Genomic DNA, 16023 nt, shown 5'->3' with positions numbered 1-16023 from the left:
CCCCCGGCACTCCCCCGACCGCCGCCCACAGCAGTGGCGCGACGTGCGCGTCGGAGGTGTTCTCGGCCACCGATTCCAGGGCTGCGCGGGCCAACCCCTCGATGTCGAGCACCGAGGGATCGCGCCCGCACAGCGACGGCAGCAGCGCCCGGGCGCCGTCGATGTCGCCGGCGGCCAGCAGGTCGGCCACCCGGTCACCGGTCCGGCCCAGGGTGGTCCCGCCGAGCGAGGCCCAGGTGACGGCGGCGGTCAGCGCGGCCAGGGCCGGCCCCCGCACACTCCGTTGGGCCACGGTGCCTGCGACCGCCAGCGCGCCCAGGAGCACGCCGGTGTGCAGCGCCCCGGCAGCCCGGCTGTCGCGATAGGTGAGCTTCTCGAGTGCGGCTGCACACCAACCGAACCCCGCGACCGGGTGGCCGTGCTCAGGGTCGCCGAACGTGACGTCGGCCAGCTGGGCCACCACGATCCCGACACCCCGCCACCGTCTGCGCGCAAACACCCCGGCACTCTCTCACACGTGGTGTACTGCCCCCATGAGGCCGCGATGATGCGACACCCGACGCGGGTCGCCGACCTGCTGAACCCGGTCGCGGTGTTGGCGCCGGCCGCCAATGTGATCATGCAGCTCGCGCATCCCGGTGTCGGCTACGGAGTCGTCGAGAGCCCGGTGGACAGCGGCAACGTCTACAAGCACCCGATCAAGCGCGCCCGCACCACGGGCACCTATCTGGCCGCCGCCACCATCGGTACCGACGCCGACCGCGCGCTCATCCGCGCGGCGGTGGGCACCGCCCACGCCCAGGTCCGCTCGACCCCGGCCAGTCCGGTCGCGTATCGCGCCTTCGATCCGCAGCTGCAGCTGTGGGTGGCGGCCTGCCTGTATCGCTATTACGTCGACCAGCACGAGTTCCTCTACGGCCCGCTCGACGACTCCGCCGCCGACGCGGTGTACGCCGATGCCAGCCGGCTCGGCACCACGCTGCAGGTACGCGAGAGCATGTGGCCCGCTGACCGCGCGGCTTTCAACGAGTATTGGAAGCGTTCGCTGGACGACCTGCGCATCGACGAGCCGGTGCGCGAGCATCTCAAAGGTGTTGCGGCCATGGCGTTCATGCCGTGGCCGGTGCGCGAAACCCTGGGGCGGTTCAACCTGTTCGCCACCGTCGGGTTCTTGCCGCCCGAGTTCCGCGCGATGATGCGCCTGCCGTGGGGTGCCGCCCAGCAGCGCCGGTTCGAATGGCTGCTCGCCGCGCTGCGACTGGCCGACAAACTGATCCCGCATCAGGCCTGGATCTTCGGCTACCAGTTGTATCTCTGGGACATGCGGGCCAGAGCCCGCCGCGGACAGCGCATCGTCTGACACACACCATCAGCAGAGGGGGACCATGTCCACGACAATTCTTCAGGCCGGCACCGTGATCACGATGGATCAGGCGCAGCCACGTGCCGAGGCGGTCGTGGTGTCCGACGGCCGGATCGCCGCAGTGGGGTCGCTGGCGCAGTGCCGCCAGGATTACCCGGACGCCGAGGTGATCGATACCGGCGTGGCCGCTTTGCTGCCGGGTTTTGTTGAACCGCACAGCCATCCGGTGATGAGTGGGGTCGCCACACAGCCGCCGGCACGCTCGATCGCGCCGTGGGACGCACCGACCTGGGCGGACGTCGAGGCGATTTTCGCCGACGCCATCACCCACAGCGACCCGAAGACACCGCTGCTGTTCGCCGGGTTCGACGCGCTGCTGCACCAGCGTCCCTCCCCCAAAGCACCCGAACTCGACCGCATCTTCGGCGAGCGTGTCGCAGTGGTCACCGACAATTCCGGCCACGGCGTGTATTTCAACACTGCGGTGATGAAACGCTATGGCTGGGACGTCAATCCGCCGGCCGAGCCGGTGGGCGGACGATTCGGACGCAACCCCGACGGCAGTCTCGACGGCCAGGGGTTCGAGACGCCGGTGCTGGTCGCAGTCGCCGGGCCGATCCTCGCCGAACTGGGCAACCCGCTGGTCAGCGCCGCCGAGTACTACGCGTGGATGGCCCGCGGCGGCTACACGTCGACCTCCGACATGACCTACGACCCGAAACTCAAGGCGGCCTACGAGGCACTGGCCGCCACGCCGTCGTGTCCGCTGCGGATCAGCATGTGGGAGATGTCGACCACATCCACCTTCAACGACGTCGAAACCTTCAGTGCGGCAGAGACACTGCTGACCAAGCAGGGCGTCAAGCTCTGGACCGACGGTTCGCCGTGGATCGGCAACATCGCCATCTCGTTTCCATATCTGAGCACCGAGGCCACCCAGACGGCCGGGATCGATCCCGCGGTGGCCGGTGGACCCCAATCGATGAACTACAGCCGTGAGCAACTCGACGCCATTCTCGACATCGCGGCCCCGACCGGCTGGCAGATGGCCTTCCACGCCAACGGGGACCTGGCCATTGCGCTGGCGCTGGACGCCTACGAGGCGGCGTTGAGCCGGCACAACCTGATCGGCACCGACCACCGCTGGCGCCTGGAGCATCTGGGGGCAGGCAACCGCAGCCTGTTCGACCGGGCCGCGGGCCTGGGTGTGCACATCTCGATGGCGCCGTTCCAGTACTACTACTGGGGCGACCTGCTGGACGGGCAGATCTTCGACCACGAGCACGGCAGTCATTGGCAGCCGTTCGCCGACGCGGTCGCCTCGGGCGCGGTGGTCTCGCTGCACAACGACGGGTCGGTGTCACCCCCGACGCCGGTGCTCAACATCCAGACAGCGGTGACCCGCCGGACCCGGGCAGGCACGGTGCACGGCGCCGCCCAGGCGATCACGCTGGAGCAGGCGCTGCGTGCGCACACCATCGACGCCGCCCGCACCCTGCACCGCGACAAGCTGGTCGGATCGCTCGAGGTCGGCAAGCTCGCCGATTTCACCGAACTCACCGCCGATCCCTACGCGGTGGACCCCGCCGAACTGGCCGACAAGGCCCGGGTGAGCGGGACCTGGCTCGGCGGCGAACGCATCGACTTGGCGGCGTTCACCGGCGCGGTCGGCGGCACCGATCCCGGCCAGCACGCGCACCTGGCCGGCCAGCCCCGGCACGCCTGCTGCTGAACCGACAGCAGTACCGGATCGTGCGCACAGCAGAAGAACACTTCGACGACTGAGGACTCCCCATGACATTTCCGACCCTTGCCCACGTCGCCGTCACCGTGCGTGACCTGTCGGTCAGCGTGCCCTGGTACCGCGCGCTGATCGGCTCGGACCCGGTGCTCGACGAGGACACCGACGCCGGGTTCCACCACAGCGTGTTCCTGCTGGAAAACGGCACCCTGCTGGGGCTGCACCAGCACACCACCGCGCCGTCGGAGCAGCCGTTCAGCGAGCACAACGTCGGCCTGGATCACATCGGGTTCGGCTGCCCGGACCGGGCGGCGCTGCAGCGCTGGCAGGCCAGGCTGGACGAGCTGGGCGTCGAGCACGGCGGCATCGTCGACGCGCACTACGGATCGGGGCTGAGCTTCCGCGACCCGGACGGCATCACGCTGGAGTTCTTCGCGCCGGCCGGCTAAGCCAGGGTCGTCTTCATCAGCACGACGTTGTAACTGCCCCAGATCGACATGTTCCAGTAGATCTCCTGTCCGGTCGACCAGGGGTCCATCATCGGGGCGTAGAGGCCCGGGTACTGCGCCGAGGTCACCAGCGTGGTCGCCGCCGACCAGGTGCCCTGCGGCGAGTCGGCGGTGCGGATCACCACGCTGCCGACGCTGTTGGAGTACATCGCGACGTACTTGTTCAGGTAGGTGTTGTACTGCACCGACATCTCGCTGACATGGCCGCTGGGTCCGCCCACCCCGAACAACCCGGCCACCCAGCCGCCGAAGAACAGGCCCAGCTGCCCGAGGAAGCCGCCGGCGTATTGGTTACTGCGGGTGGCGGGCAGGATCGGGACCGCCGCGCCGGGCTTGCCGGCCGTCCAGGTGTCCCCGTCCCAGTATTCGTACTTGGTCAGATCCAGGATGTCGGCTTCTTTGACCCGTGCGACGTAGGCCGAACCCAGCCGGCCCGAGGGGGTTCCGTAGGAGAACACGTAGCCGGCGTCGGCCGAGTCGGCGGGCGGCTTGACGAAGGCGCCCTGCTGAAAGTTCTGGTTACCGGACACGAACGGCCTGCTCGAACGCAGCCAGCTGGCGGCGCGGATCGTCTGCGGGGCGACGGTCCAGTTCTGGCCGTTGTCGTCGGAGTAGGCGATGGCGGAGTAATTGGTGGTCCAGGCGCCGCTGAAGTCCCACGAGCGCACCGACATGAAGTTGACGTACTGCCGTGCGCCGTAGGCGTTGTCGTAGGGCACCGAGATCGCCGCGGTCGGGATCACCGTCACCTCCGCGCCGAACGGCCCAAGATAGCGTGCGCTGCCGGCGATCACCTGCTTGGACATACCGGACGAGTTCAGCGGCGATCCGGCGAACGGGTTGGTGGTCGATCCGGGAGTGAAGACCCGCCCGACCGGATCGGCGGTGCGCAACAGGACGTTGGAGCGCCAGGCGCCGGTCATGTTCGGCCCGCTGAAGGTGTCGCCGAAGATCATCAGCACCTGGCGACGGTCACCGGTCATGCCGTTGTCCCACATCACGCCCACGTCGGTGCCATAGATGCCGAATCGGCTCGGCGTCACGGTGTTCGGCCCGGTCACCGCGCCCACTTTGGTGGTGACGGGCGAGGCCGTGACAGTGGCCGACGGCGCCGCCACGGCCTGCGGACTCGAGGCACCAGGGGTACGAGACCTGTTGCTGCCCAGTGGTTTCACCGCTTTGGCGGCCGTCGGCTTCTGCCGCGGCGAGCGGCCCACCCCGGGGTGAGAAGTCGACGACGAGTGGGCCGCCGGGGAGCCGGAACCCGACGGCTCGGCCGAGGCGACCGCGCAGCCGGCCGTGATGGCGGCGCCCACGCCCAGCGCCACCGCGAAGCCCCCGATTCCCGCCACGTATGCCACTGCCCGCATGACCGCCCCCTCGTCGTTCATCACCGAGTATGACCTGGTCGGCACGCCGTGTCCCCCAATCGGAGGAGCCGTGTTTGGTCCGCTGCAGGGTCCGCCTGGCGGACAGACACAGCAGGTGGGCGGGCGCAGTATTGGTCTCGCGCCTCGCTCAACCAGGGCAGGCCCCACACACTCGGAGGACACCATGGCTGCACAGATCACCAAGCGCGCCGCAGGGCTTTTCGCCAGCGCCATCGCCGCCGGGGCACTGACCCTGGGGCTGAGCTTCGCCCCCACTGCGAGCGCCGCCCAGGGGTGCGGGTACGGCTACCACGACGCGGGCGGCAGTTGCGTGGCGAACCTGCCCGGCCCCGGCGCCCAGGCCGACCCGGGGCACCCGAACTGCTGGATCAACGACAACGGCGACCAGCGCTGCTACTGATCCCGGTCCCCCGACCCCCATCCCGCCCGAGCCTCACGGCTCGGGCGGGATTTTCGTTTGTGCTGCATAGCTTTTCGGCGAAATCGCGGATGCGGTGTCCCCCAATCGGCGGATCCGGGATTCGTCCCGCAGACAGTCCGCTTGGCGGACAGACGCGGGGTGTGGCGTGGCGCACTATTTCTTTCGAGCCTCGCTCAACCAGAGCAGACCACCAACCACATACCTGACAACAACTCGGAGGACATCATGACTGCAAAGATCACCAAAGGCGCCGCAGGACTTTTCGCCGGCACCATCGCCGCCGGCGCCCTGGCCCTCGGCCTGAGCTTCGCCCCCACCGCCGCCGCCGCCGACGGCTGCGGGCTGGGCTACCACCTGGAGGGTGGCACCTGCGTGCTGAACATCCCCGGCCCCGGCGCCCACTTCATCAGCCCGAACTGCTGGATCAACGACAACGGAGACGAGCGCTGCTACGCCCCGTAGCACTCGACGACAACTGCATACTCACCCGCCCGGACCTCACGGTCCGGGCGGGTTTGCGTTACCCCTCCCGGAAGGGATATTTCGGCCGCTCGTTCGGGCGTAATGCGGGTCATCGCGATAGCGCTGCGGTACCGCGGTGCATAGCTTGTGGCGCATGAGCAACCAGCACGACACATTCCTGATCGGGGGCCGGTGGACCGCGCCGAGCTCGAGCGACGAGATCGTCGTGGTCTCCCCCAACGACGGCCAACGGCTCGGCGCCGTCGCCGCCGGTGGACCCGCCGACATCGACGCTGCGGTGGCCGCCGCCCGGGCCGCCTTCGACGCGCCCGACGGGTGGCCGCACTGGCCCGCGGACAAGCGAGCCGCCGCAATGCAGAGTCTGGCCGACGCCCTCGACCGGCGCAGCGAGCAACTCGCGGCGGCGGTCAGCATGCAGAACGGCATGCCGATCACGATGGCCACCCAGCTCGAAGCCGTCTTCCCCCAGGTGCTGCTGCGCTACTACGCGCAACTGGCCTGCTCGGAGTCGTGGTCCACCGAACGTCCCGGTCTGCTCGGCGGACAGACCACCATCACCCGCACGCCGGTCGGTGTCGTGGGCGCGATCGTGCCGTGGAACTTCCCGCAGGCGCTGAGCGCCTTCAAGTACGCGCCGGGGCTCGCCGCGGGCTGCACCTTCGTCATCAAGCCCTCACCCGAAACCGTCTTCGACGCCGCACTGTTCGCCGAGGCGGTCGCCGAATCCGATATCCCGCCCGGGGTGATCAACGTGGTGCCGGGCGGCCGCGAGACCGGCGCATATCTGGTCGCCCATCCCGGGATCGACAAGGTGGCGTTCACCGGCTCCACCCAGGTGGGCCGCGAGATCGCAACGGTGTGCGGCGGGCTGTTGCGGCCGGTCACATTGGAACTCGGCGGGAAGTCCGCGGCGATCATCCTCGACGACGCGGACCTCGATCTGGGGGTGATCGGTGAGAAGCTGTTCGCCGCGACGCTGCTCAACAACGGACAAACCTGCTTCATCGGATCGCGAATCCTGGCGCCGCGAAGCCGCTACACCGAAGTCGTCGACGTGGTCACCGCCCTGGCGGCCTCGCTGTCGGTCGGCAATTCGCTGGACCCGGCAACTCAGATCGGGCCGCTGGTCACCTCGCGGCAGCGCGATCGCGTCGAAGCCGTCATCGCCGGCGCCAAGCGCGGGGGCGCCCGGCTCACCACCGGCGGTGCCCGCCCGGCCGGGCTCGACGGCGGATGGTTTGTGGCGCCAACGGTCTTCGCCGACGTCACCAACGACGACCCGATCGCCCGGGAGGAGATCTTCGGCCCGGTCCTCACGGTCATCGGCTACGACGATGACGACGAGGCGGTCCGGATCGCCAACGACAACGACTACGGTCTGGGCGGCTCGGTGTGGACCACCGACCCGCACCGCGGGCTGGCGCTCGCCCGCCGGGTCCGGTCCGGCACGATGGGCATCAACCACTACATGCCTGATCCGACAGCGCCGTTCGGCGGGGTGAAAGCCAGCGGCCTCGGGCGCGAACTCGGCCCCGAAGGCATGGCGGCTTACCTGGAGCTCAAGTCGATCTATCAGCCCGCGGGCTAGCGGGCCCCGATCAGCTCAACGTGAAAGCAGCGCTGCCGCGGCCGAACTGATGTCGGCGATGACGTCGGCGGCCGGGCGGACGGCAGTGAGCTCACCCACTGACTGGCCGGCATTGATCGGGGCCTGGTCGTAGTCCTGGGCCGCTATCGCTCGCGCCAGCTCGCCGGGCGCCCCCGAATCGGCACAGAGCGCGTCCTCGTGGCCATCCCAGCGATCGCTGAAGCTGTTGCGCAGCACGCGTTCCGGCAGCCACGGCGGCCAGGGATAGCCCTGCGCGATATCGAACACCCGGGTCAGCACCGTGTCGGTGCCCCGCGCGGCCAGCATCGCGGCACGGGCCTGATCGGGCAGCAGCGATTCGGTGCACACGCAGAACGCGGTACCCAGCCATGCCGCGGAGGCGCCGGCCGCCAGGACGGCGGCCAGTGCCCGCCCGGATCCGATTCCGCCACCCGCCAGCACCGGAACCGACACGTGGTCGAGCAGCTCGGTGAGCAGCGGCAGGGTCCCGATCAGTGGTCGGCCGTGACCGCCGCCTTCTGCGCCCCGGGCGATCAGCACGTCGATACCGGCTGCCGCCGCGCGCTGTGCGCCGGGAAGATCACTCACCTGGGTCGCGGCCCGCACGCCTGCGGCATGGGCTGCACCCACCCAGTCCCAGCTGTCGCCGAAACTGATGCACAGCAGTGCGGGTCGAGCCGCCAGCGCGGTGGCGAGCAGGTCTGGCTGCCGGCCGACCACCCAGTCCACCAAACCGATTCCGAAGGGCCGCCGCAGATCCGATACCCACTGCAGCTCCTCATCCAGCCGCTCGGCAGTCGCGGCGCTGCCCATCCCGATCATGCCCAGACCGCCGGCCCGGGACACCGCGGCGGCCAATGCTCCACCGGCGACACCGCCCATCGGCGCGTTGACGATCGGCACGTCGATGCCGATGGCGCGTGACCAGTCCGTCGACAGCACAGCGCATCTCCTCAGACGTAGCGGTTGCGGCCGGCCAGCACGCCCAGCCCGATCTGGACCACGTACACAGCCAGCACCATGACGAACGGCACCGTCCAGCCGCCGGTCACATCGTGGAGTGTGCCGAACAGGAACGGTCCGACACCGGCCAGCAGATAGCCGAAGCCCTGCACCATGGCCGAGAGCTGCACGGTGTCCTCGGGCGTGCGCGAGCGCAACGCAATCACGGTGAGGGCCAACGAGAACACGCTCATGCCGATACCGACGAGCACACTCCACAGCAGCGGGCTGAAGTCCGGGGCGATCAACAACCCGAGCACACCGGTGAACCCGCACACCCCAAGGCCCGCGATCCACCCGCTCTGGTGGGCCGACCGGGCCGCCATCGGGGCCAGCACGAGGCTGATCGGCACGGCGATCACCGAGAGCAGTCCGACGAGCAGACCCGCGGAGGTCTTGCTCACGCCGCTGTCGATGAACACCTCCGGCAGCCAGCCCATCATGATGTAGGCGAGCATCGACTGCGTTCCGAAGAACAGCGTCACGATCCAGGCCAGGCGATTGTGAAGAAGCGACCGACGGGCACCGGCCTGCGCCGAATCGGTGGGATTCTCCACGCGCCGCGCGGCGATCAGCCAGATCACCAGCGCCACCACGGCGAGCAGGGCCCAGGCGGCCAGGGCCGGGCGCCATCCGCCGTAAATCTTTTCCAATGGGGGCGTCACGGCGGAACCCAGGGCTCCCCCGCCCTGGAGCGCAGCGGTGTAGATCCCGGTCATCAGACCGAGCCGGGCCGGGAACGACTGCTTGATCACCACCGGGATGAGGACGTTGATGACCGCGATGCCGGCGGTCGCCACCAGGGTTCCGCCGATCACCACGTACGGTCCGTCGAGCACCCGGACCCCCAGCCCGACGATCAGGGTGACCAGGGCCAGGCTGATGGAGCGGCCGAGCCCGAACCGGCGCGACAGCGCCGCGGAGGCCAAACCCGCTCCGGCAAAGCACAATCCGGGCAGAGTGGTCAGCACACCGGCCCACACCGCCGACGCGCCGAGGGCCCGCTGCATGTCGCCGAGCACCGGCCCCACGCTGGTGACGGCGGGACGCAGGTTCAATGCGGTGAGCACGACCGCGACGATCAGGACGGCGCCGGCGGCGACCCGTCCGCCGGGCGGCACTTCGCAGGCGCCGTCGAGTTCGAGGCTCAGATCCTGCTCGTAACGGCTCACCGCGCTATCCTGCCATACATCCTATGATCGGATGAAAAGGGTTTTCCATGCCGTTAGCCGCCGCGCGCCCGTCCGGGCTGGTCGATCACGCCATCGCCCAGCTGCGGGACTCGATCACGTCCGGCGAATGGCCGGTGGGCACCCGGATCCCGACCGAGCCCGCCCTGGCCGCGGCGCTGGGGGTCGGTCGCAACACCGTCCGGGAGGCCGTCCGCGCGCTGGCGCACAGCGGCATTCTCGAGGTCCGGCGCGGCGACGGGACCTACGTCCGCGCCACCAGCGAGATCTCCGGCGCCCTGAGCCGGATGTGTGGATCGAAGCTGCGCGAGGTGCTACAGGTGCGCCGGTGCTTGGAGGTCGAAGGGGCGCGGCTGGCAGCCACCAACCGCACCGAGGACGATCTCGCCGAGCTGCGCGAACTGTTGGCCCGCCGGGATGCCGTGCACGGCGGCGATCGCGCCGAGTTCTCCCGTGCCGACGCGCAGCTGCATGTCGCGGTGGTGCGGGCGTCGCACAACGATGTGCTGATCGAGCTGTACCGCGGCTTGACCGAAGCGGTCACCGACAGCGTCGTCGTCACCAGCGCCATGCACGATGTCGGGCATACCGAACTGATCGACGCCATCGCGCAGGGCGACACCGAGCGAGCCGGCATCGAAGCCGGGCAGTTCCTCGACGAGCTGATCGACCAACTGCCGCAACAGGATCAGTCGTCGTAGTACCGGGCCTCCACGACGTTGCCGTCGGGGTCCGGGAAGTACATCCCCTCCGGACCCCAGCCGCGGGCACCGAAGGTGGGGGCGAGCCGCGCGCTGGTGTCGATGCCTTCGGCCCGAAGGCGCTGATCGAGTGCGTCGTACTCGGCCTTGCTCATCGCCAGGCAGACGTGGTTGACGCGATGCCCCGCGCTGCCGGGCACCCGGGTCTGGGATTCGGTGTCGGCAACGGCCGCGACCGGCAACAGGTCGATGATCGAGTCCGGCGACACCCGGACACTGGGGAACGGCGCGTCATCGGAGCGGAATTCGTCGAAGCGGACCGGAGCCAGCCCGACGACACGGGTGTAGAAGTCCATGGCCGCCTCGACATCGGTGGTCCACACCACCACGTGATCGAGCCGCACGCGTTCGATGCTACGGATCTTGGTGGGCGCGGACGGTATCGAACCGCCGACCGCTGGTGTGTGAGTGTTTTTCTGGCGTGTTCGTGAGGTCTCATCTGAGGTGTTGAATCCGAATCTGCGCAGTTCAGCGCGTCGCGACCGTTTCACGACGTCGACGGCTTATCGCCTGTTGCGGTGTCGAAGCGCTGAGCTGCTTGCGCCAGGTTTGACGGCGAGCCGATAGCTCCATCATCATTGACTCAATGTCCATTGATCTTTCTTCCACGGGTGGCGACTTCGACCCGGAGCGACGGGCACGAGTGCACGCGGCACTGGGTGATCCGGCTCGGCTGTCAATCGTGGATCGTCTCTTGCTTGGTGACGCCTCGCCGTCGGAGTTGCAGGCGCTGGTGTCGATGCCGTCGAACTTGGTCGCCCACCACTTGAGGATCTTGGAGGAGTCGGGCGTCGTTCGTCGCAGTCGCTCGGAGGCCGACCGTCGGCGCACCTATCTGCAATTGATTCCTGAAGCGCTGGAGGCTGCGGTTCCCTCCGCGAACTGGCGAGCGGAGCGCGTGGTCTTCGTCTGTAGCCATAACTCAGCCCGCAGTCCCCTGGCGGTCGCGATATGGAATCGGCGCAGTGACCTTCCCGCGGTGTCGGCAGGCACCCGCCCGGCGGCCAAGGTTCACCCCGGCGCGGTGAAGGTTGCCAACCGTCGCGGCCTGCCACTGGTGTCGCACACTCCGGTGCACTACGGGGACGTCATTCGCGCCGGCGACCTTGTGGTCGCGGTGTGCGACAACGCTCACGAAGAACTCACCCCCGACCCGCACCGGCTGCACTGGTCGGTGCCTGACCCGGCCGCATCGGAAGCGCCGGAAGCCTTTGATGAAGCTGTCGAGACGTTGACGGCGCGCATTGATCGGTTGCTGCCGGCGCTCCGCGCCGGGTGACTCCTGCCCGCCTGGGCCAGCACGTGTTCGTTCTCCCTCCCCGCCCCCAGCTATGAAGGATCAACCGTGGACATTTCGGTCTTGAAGCGCACCAACTTTCGTCTCACACTGTGTCTGGCGGCGGCCGCTGTTCTCCCGCTGTCGGCGTGCGGTAGCGACAACTCGCCGCCCCCGTACGTCACCGCCGCGCACATCGACTGCGCAGGTAAGCCGTCCCTGACGGCCAGCGGCTCGACCGCGCAAGCCAATGCCATGCCAGTGTTTGTTGAGGCCTTCGCCAAGAACTGCCCGGGACACACCGTGAATTACACGTCCAACGGCTCAGGCGCGGGCGTGAGCGAATTCATCAGCAACAAAACTGATTTCGGCGGTTCAGACTCCCCTTTGAGTCAGCAGCGCGGAGAATACGACGCGGCTCAGCAGCGGTGCGGCTCCCCGGCGTGGAACCTGCCCGTCGTGTTCGGACCGATCGCGATCACGTTCAACCTGGGCGACGTCTCAAATCTCGTCCTTGACGGCCCGACGGCGGCGAAGGTATTCAACGGAACCGTCACCCGCTGGGACGATCCAGCGATCACCGCCTTGAACCCGACGGTACAGCTGCCCGCACAGGCGATCCAGGTGATCTATCGCAGCGACGATTCCGGCACCACCGACAACTTCCAGCGCTATCTCGATTCGGCGTCGGCCGGCGCCTGGGGCAAGGGAAGCGGCAAGGCATTCAACGGTGGCGTCGGGCTGGCCGCCAAGGGTAACGAGGGAACGTCGGCAGCGGTCCGGGACACCCCCGGTGCCATCAGCTACAACGAGTACTCGTTTGCCAAAGCGCAGCGTCTCTCCAGCGCACAGATCGTGACTTCTGCCGGCCCGGTACCGGTGCCGATCAGCGCCGACACGGTGGGCAAGACGATCTCGGCTGCGACTGTGATCGGCCAAGGCAACGACCTTGTGCTGGACACCTCGAAGTTCTACACACCCAACAGTCCCGGGGCTTACCCGATCGTGCTCGCGACCTATGAGTTGGTGTGCTCGAAATACGATGATCCCGCGACCGGGCAGGCGGTGCGGGCGTTTCTGCAGTCGGCGGTGGGGCCGGGCCAGCTGCACCTTGAGGACCATGGTTACTTCGCGCTGCCGCCGGACTTTCAGGCGAAGGTCGCCGCAGCGGCCAATGCCGTGTCCTGAGTCAACCGGCCGCTGAGATCGCCTGTGTGGTGAGTGCTTCCAGTGCCGGGATACCGACCGGTTCCTGGGCCAACAGCGGGATGACCGCGTACCGGGCGGCGTGTTTGGTGCGGACGATGTCGATTTGTTCGAGCTCGGCGGCGGCGACCGAATTGTTGATCACCCACGCCCATGGCTGGATGCCGGCACGTTCGAGGTCGCTTTGCAGGTCGGCGGCTTCAAGTACCGGTGTCGTCTCGGCCAAGGTGACGAGCAAGACTTTGGTGAGGCTCGGGTCTTGCAGACGCATGAGCGGGGTGGTGTAGTGGCCGCTGTCCCCCATCTGGCGTGCGATCTCGCGGTGATAGGAACCGGTGGCGTCGAGCAGCAGCAGGGTGTGCCCGGTGGGTGCGGTGTCCAGGACGACGAACTTGCTGCGCGATTCGTGAATGACTTTGGAAAAGGCTTGGAAGACAGCCACTTCCTCGGTGCAGGGCGAGCGGAGGTCTTCGGCCAGGGTCGCGCGGCCGGCGTCATCGAGGTGTGCGCCTTTGGTGGCCATGACGCGGTCGCGGTAGGTCCGGCTGGCGTCAGCGGGGTCGATGCGCGACACCTGCAGGTGCTCGACGCCACCTTGCAGTGTTTCGGCCAGGTGGGCCGCAGGGTCCGTGGTGGTGAGGTGCACATCGTGGCCGCGCTCGGCCAGCGCAACGGCGATCGCTGCGGCGACGGTGGTCTTGCCGACTCCACCCTTGCCCATACACATCACCAAACCACTTCCAAGGGCTTCGATCTCATCGACCAGGGCAACGAGTGGGGCGTCAGCCAGGGGTGAGACCACCGTCGGTTCGGCGGGTGCATCAGCGACAGCTGCAGTGTCAAAGAGAGTCTGGAGTGCCTCAACGCCGACCATGTTGGTGGCTTTGAGGTCGATGCGGTCCTGAGGTAGTGCGCGCAGTGCCTCGGGCATGTCGGCAACCGCTGCGTGTTCGCGGCGGGTGATCGCGGCAGCCAGGGGGTCGTCGTCACCCTCGGCATACGGCATCATGGCGTTGATCACGACGTACTGTCGGTTCATGCCCAACGCGGTCAATTCACTGTGGGTGCGGTCGATTTCACGCAACGCTGAACGTGACGGGCGCGTCACCAAGACCAGGCGGGTGCGATCCGGGTCGGCCAGCGCCGCGACCGCGGCAGCGTAGGTCGCCTTGTGTTTGTCGAGGCCAGCCAGCGGGCCCAAACATGAGGCGTCACCCTTGCCGGCCTCGAGGAACTCCGTCCAGTTGCCCGGCAGTTGGAGCAGACGGATCGTGTGCCCGGTGGGAGCGGTGTCGAACAGCACGTGATCGAACCGCGACACGGGTCCGTCGGTGTCGGTCAGCAGGGCAGTGAATTCGTCGAACGACGCGACTTCGGTGGTGCACGACCCTGACAATTGTTCGGTGATCGAGGCGATTTCCGCTTCGGGCAACAGGCCCCGCACGGGTCCCACAATCCGCTCCCGGTAGTCCGATGCGGCCTGCTCGGGGTCGATTTCCAACGCCCACAAGCCCGGTACGGCAGGGATCTCGGTGATCGCGTTGCCGATCGACACCCCGAATACCTGCCCGACGTTGGACGCCGGGTCGGTGGACACCAGCAGCACCGACTTGCCGGCGCGGACCAGCGCCACCGCTGAGGCGCACGCGATCGACGTCTTGCCGACGCCGCCCTTACCGGTGAAGAACACAAACCGCGGCGGGTCGGTCAAGAATTGAAGTGGGTTAGCGGTCACGAGTCACACCTTCCGCGCCTCGGGTTTTCGACGCTGTCAGCAACAGTCGGACTGCCCGGGCGGGCAGCACGCCGGCTCGGACGTCTCGGACAGCCCAAGAGTGATCACGCCGGCCGGCACCGCGGCAGGTACCTCTAAGCCCGCCCAGTGGGAAAGTTCAGCGCGGCTCGGGTAGCGCCCGGTCAGCACCGTCACCCCGTCGACACACACCAGCGGCAATCCGGCAGAGCCGGCGATCTCCAAGAACCGCCTCGCGATGTCGTCATGCGCGAAGGCCAATGGATCGTTGGCCAGGTTATGGCGGGCGATGGTCGCACCTTGCTCGATCAGCCACGCCATATCAGCGCTGAAGGCAACAAGATTGGGGTCGACATCCTCGCCGCACACCCCGGTGTTGCAACACAGGGCCGGCTCGAACACAGATATCGCGGGCACGCGAACCTCCTCTGCCGTTTGACGGCTGTATTGATAGCCATCAATATAGACCTGTGTTCGCTGCGCCGTCATCCTCGGGTGAGCCCTGCTGCCCTCCGCTGGCCCGTCAACCACTGAACTCGGATTGGGCCGAGGAGCTGGCACCGATGTTCAAGGCGCTGGGAGATCCGGTGCGGCTGCGCATGCTCAGCCTGATCGCCAGCCACGAGGGCGGCCAGTGCTGCGTCTGCGAAATCACCCCGTTCTTCGAGCTGTCCCAGCCGACGATCTCCCATCACCTCAAGACATTGCGCGAAGCGGGATTACTCGACTGCGAACGGCGCGGTACCTGGGTCTACTACTGGGCGATACCGTCCGCGATAGCGCAATTGTCAGCGGTCTTGGCGCTCGACATTATCGACTCCCCCATCACACCAGACCCTTTCGAGAGGACGTGCCGATGAGCACAAAACCGTCCGTGTTGTTCGTCTGCGTGCACAACGCCGGCCGCTCACAGATGGCCGCAGGATTTTTGTCGGCCCTGGCCGGAGAGGCGATCGAGGTGCGTTCCGCCGGCAGCGCCCCAGGAAACGCGGTCAACCCCGCCGCCGTCGAGGCCATGGCCGAAGTCGGCATCGACATCTCGGATCAGACACCGAAGATCCTCACCACCGACGCAGTGGAAGCCTCCGATGTGGTGATCACCATGGGCTGCGGAGACACCTGCCCGATCTTTCCCGGCAAGAGTTACCGCGACTGGGTCCTCGATGACCCCGCCGGCAAGGGCGTCGAGGCCGTGCGGCCCATCCGCGACGAGATCAAGACACGCGTCGAAGACCTCATCGCAGAGTTGCTTCCGAGCGATGCAGACACCGAAACCCGGCACTAGGGGCAACAATTCGGGTCGAGGACAGCGACCAAC

The 16023-nt window shown here is 67.8% G+C and carries 18 protein-coding genes; 11 read left to right on the top strand and 7 right to left on the bottom strand.

Annotated elements, in window-relative coordinates; all coding sequences use genetic code 11:
* Nucleotides 1-499: cobalamin biosynthesis protein (locus MSZK_RS19185; protein ID WP_199203398.1), on the bottom strand; the 499-nt coding region annotated here is incomplete at its 3' end.
* Between the two features lie 45 nt (nucleotides 500-544).
* Here MSZK_RS19185 and MSZK_RS19180 point away from each other — a divergent pair.
* The 3 genes from MSZK_RS19180 to MSZK_RS19170 all read left to right on the top strand — a co-directional run bounded on the left by MSZK_RS19180 (nucleotide 545) and on the right by MSZK_RS19170 (nucleotide 3553).
* Nucleotides 545-1360 carry an oxygenase MpaB family protein gene (locus MSZK_RS19180; protein WP_099250286.1) on the top strand — a complete coding sequence of 272 codons (816 nt, stop codon included), beginning with the start codon at nucleotides 545-547 and terminating at the stop codon, nucleotides 1358-1360.
* Between the two features lie 25 nt (nucleotides 1361-1385).
* Nucleotides 1386-3095, top strand: a complete 1710-nt coding sequence (locus MSZK_RS19175; protein ID WP_099250276.1) for an amidohydrolase — start codon at nucleotides 1386-1388, stop codon at nucleotides 3093-3095.
* Between the two features lie 62 nt (nucleotides 3096-3157).
* A complete protein-coding gene (locus MSZK_RS19170) occupies nucleotides 3158-3553 on the top strand; it encodes a VOC family protein (protein WP_099250275.1) in 396 nt (131 codons plus the stop codon).
* Here MSZK_RS19170 and MSZK_RS19165 read toward each other — a convergent pair.
* Entirely contained in the window at nucleotides 3550-5028 is a 1479-nt protein-coding gene (locus tag MSZK_RS19165) for a DUF4185 domain-containing protein (RefSeq protein ID WP_233211395.1), read from the bottom strand. The genes MSZK_RS19170 and MSZK_RS19165 overlap by 4 nt on opposite strands.
* Before the next feature lie 139 nt (nucleotides 5029-5167).
* Between MSZK_RS19165 and MSZK_RS19160 the strand changes: the two genes are divergently transcribed.
* From MSZK_RS19160 to MSZK_RS19150, 3 genes are all read left to right on the top strand, one after another.
* Nucleotides 5168-5404: a hypothetical protein gene (locus MSZK_RS19160; RefSeq protein ID WP_199203397.1), complete on the top strand. Its 237-nt coding sequence runs from the start codon at nucleotides 5168-5170 to the stop codon at nucleotides 5402-5404.
* 246 nt (nucleotides 5405-5650) lie between these two features.
* Entirely contained in the window at nucleotides 5651-5887 is a 237-nt protein-coding gene (locus MSZK_RS19155) for a hypothetical protein (protein WP_099250273.1), read from the top strand.
* Nucleotides 5888-6041: 154 nt separating this feature from the next.
* On the top strand, nucleotides 6042-7496 hold the full coding sequence (locus MSZK_RS19150) for an aldehyde dehydrogenase (protein ID WP_099250272.1): 1455 nt from the start codon (nucleotides 6042-6044) through the stop codon (nucleotides 7494-7496).
* A 15-nt stretch (nucleotides 7497-7511) separates the two neighbouring features.
* Here the strand turns inward: MSZK_RS19150 and MSZK_RS19145 are convergent, their stop codons facing one another.
* Both MSZK_RS19145 and MSZK_RS19140 read right to left on the bottom strand, forming a co-directional pair.
* Nucleotides 7512-8459, bottom strand: a complete 948-nt coding sequence (locus tag MSZK_RS19145) for a nitronate monooxygenase family protein (protein WP_255414235.1) — start codon at nucleotides 8457-8459, stop codon at nucleotides 7512-7514.
* Nucleotides 8460-8470: 11 nt separating this feature from the next.
* A complete protein-coding gene (locus MSZK_RS19140) occupies nucleotides 8471-9691 on the bottom strand; it encodes an MFS transporter (RefSeq protein ID WP_099250271.1) in 1221 nt (406 codons plus the stop codon).
* 47 nt (nucleotides 9692-9738) lie between these two features.
* On the opposite strand from MSZK_RS19140, the gene MSZK_RS19135 reads away from it, so the two are divergent.
* Nucleotides 9739-10410 carry a FadR/GntR family transcriptional regulator gene (locus MSZK_RS19135; RefSeq protein ID WP_099250270.1) on the top strand — a complete coding sequence of 224 codons (672 nt, stop codon included), beginning with the start codon at nucleotides 9739-9741 and terminating at the stop codon, nucleotides 10408-10410.
* Here the strand turns inward: MSZK_RS19135 and MSZK_RS19130 are convergent.
* Nucleotides 10398-10814, bottom strand: a complete 417-nt coding sequence (locus MSZK_RS19130) for a VOC family protein (RefSeq protein ID WP_099250283.1) — start codon at nucleotides 10812-10814, stop codon at nucleotides 10398-10400. The two genes, MSZK_RS19135 and MSZK_RS19130, sit on opposite strands and share 13 nt — an antisense overlap.
* Before the next feature lie 242 nt (nucleotides 10815-11056).
* Between MSZK_RS19130 and MSZK_RS19125 the strand changes: the two genes are divergently transcribed.
* Both MSZK_RS19125 and pstS read left to right on the top strand, forming a co-directional pair.
* Entirely contained in the window at nucleotides 11057-11749 is a 693-nt protein-coding gene (locus tag MSZK_RS19125) for a helix-turn-helix domain-containing protein (protein WP_099250269.1), read from the top strand.
* An 81-nt stretch (nucleotides 11750-11830) separates the two neighbouring features.
* Nucleotides 11831-12934, top strand: a complete 1104-nt coding sequence (gene pstS / locus MSZK_RS19120; RefSeq protein ID WP_099250282.1) for a phosphate ABC transporter substrate-binding protein PstS — start codon at nucleotides 11831-11833, stop codon at nucleotides 12932-12934.
* A gap of 1 nt (nucleotide 12935) precedes the next feature.
* Here the strand turns inward: pstS and arsA are convergent, their stop codons facing one another.
* The gene (arsA, locus tag MSZK_RS19115) at nucleotides 12936-14687 is read right to left on the bottom strand and encodes an arsenical pump-driving ATPase (RefSeq protein ID WP_099250268.1); all 1752 of its coding nucleotides are present in this window, start codon (nucleotides 14685-14687) and stop codon (nucleotides 12936-12938) included.
* Between the two features lie 36 nt (nucleotides 14688-14723).
* Nucleotides 14724-15122 carry an arsenite efflux transporter metallochaperone ArsD gene (gene arsD, locus MSZK_RS19110; protein ID WP_099250281.1) on the bottom strand — a complete coding sequence of 133 codons (399 nt, stop codon included), beginning with the start codon at nucleotides 15120-15122 and terminating at the stop codon, nucleotides 14724-14726.
* Nucleotides 15123-15175: 53 nt separating this feature from the next.
* Between arsD and MSZK_RS19105 the strand changes: the two genes are divergently transcribed.
* Complete coding sequence (locus tag MSZK_RS19105) at nucleotides 15176-15565, top strand: helix-turn-helix transcriptional regulator (RefSeq protein ID WP_099250267.1); 390 nt, start codon at nucleotides 15176-15178, stop codon at nucleotides 15563-15565.
* Nucleotides 15562-15990, top strand: coding sequence for an arsenate reductase ArsC (locus MSZK_RS19100; RefSeq protein ID WP_099250280.1), 429 nt, complete (start codon nucleotides 15562-15564; stop codon nucleotides 15988-15990). The genes MSZK_RS19105 and MSZK_RS19100 overlap by 4 nt, the downstream gene beginning before the upstream one ends.
* Nucleotides 15991-16023: the final 33 nt, after the last annotated feature.

Source organism: Mycobacterium sp. shizuoka-1, assembly GCF_002723835.1.
In the GTDB taxonomy this organism is placed as follows: Bacteria; Actinomycetota; Actinomycetes; order Mycobacteriales; family Mycobacteriaceae; genus Mycobacterium.
The sequence above is the reverse complement of the archived record's forward strand: the minus strand, read 5'-3'. Positions and strand labels throughout refer to the sequence as shown.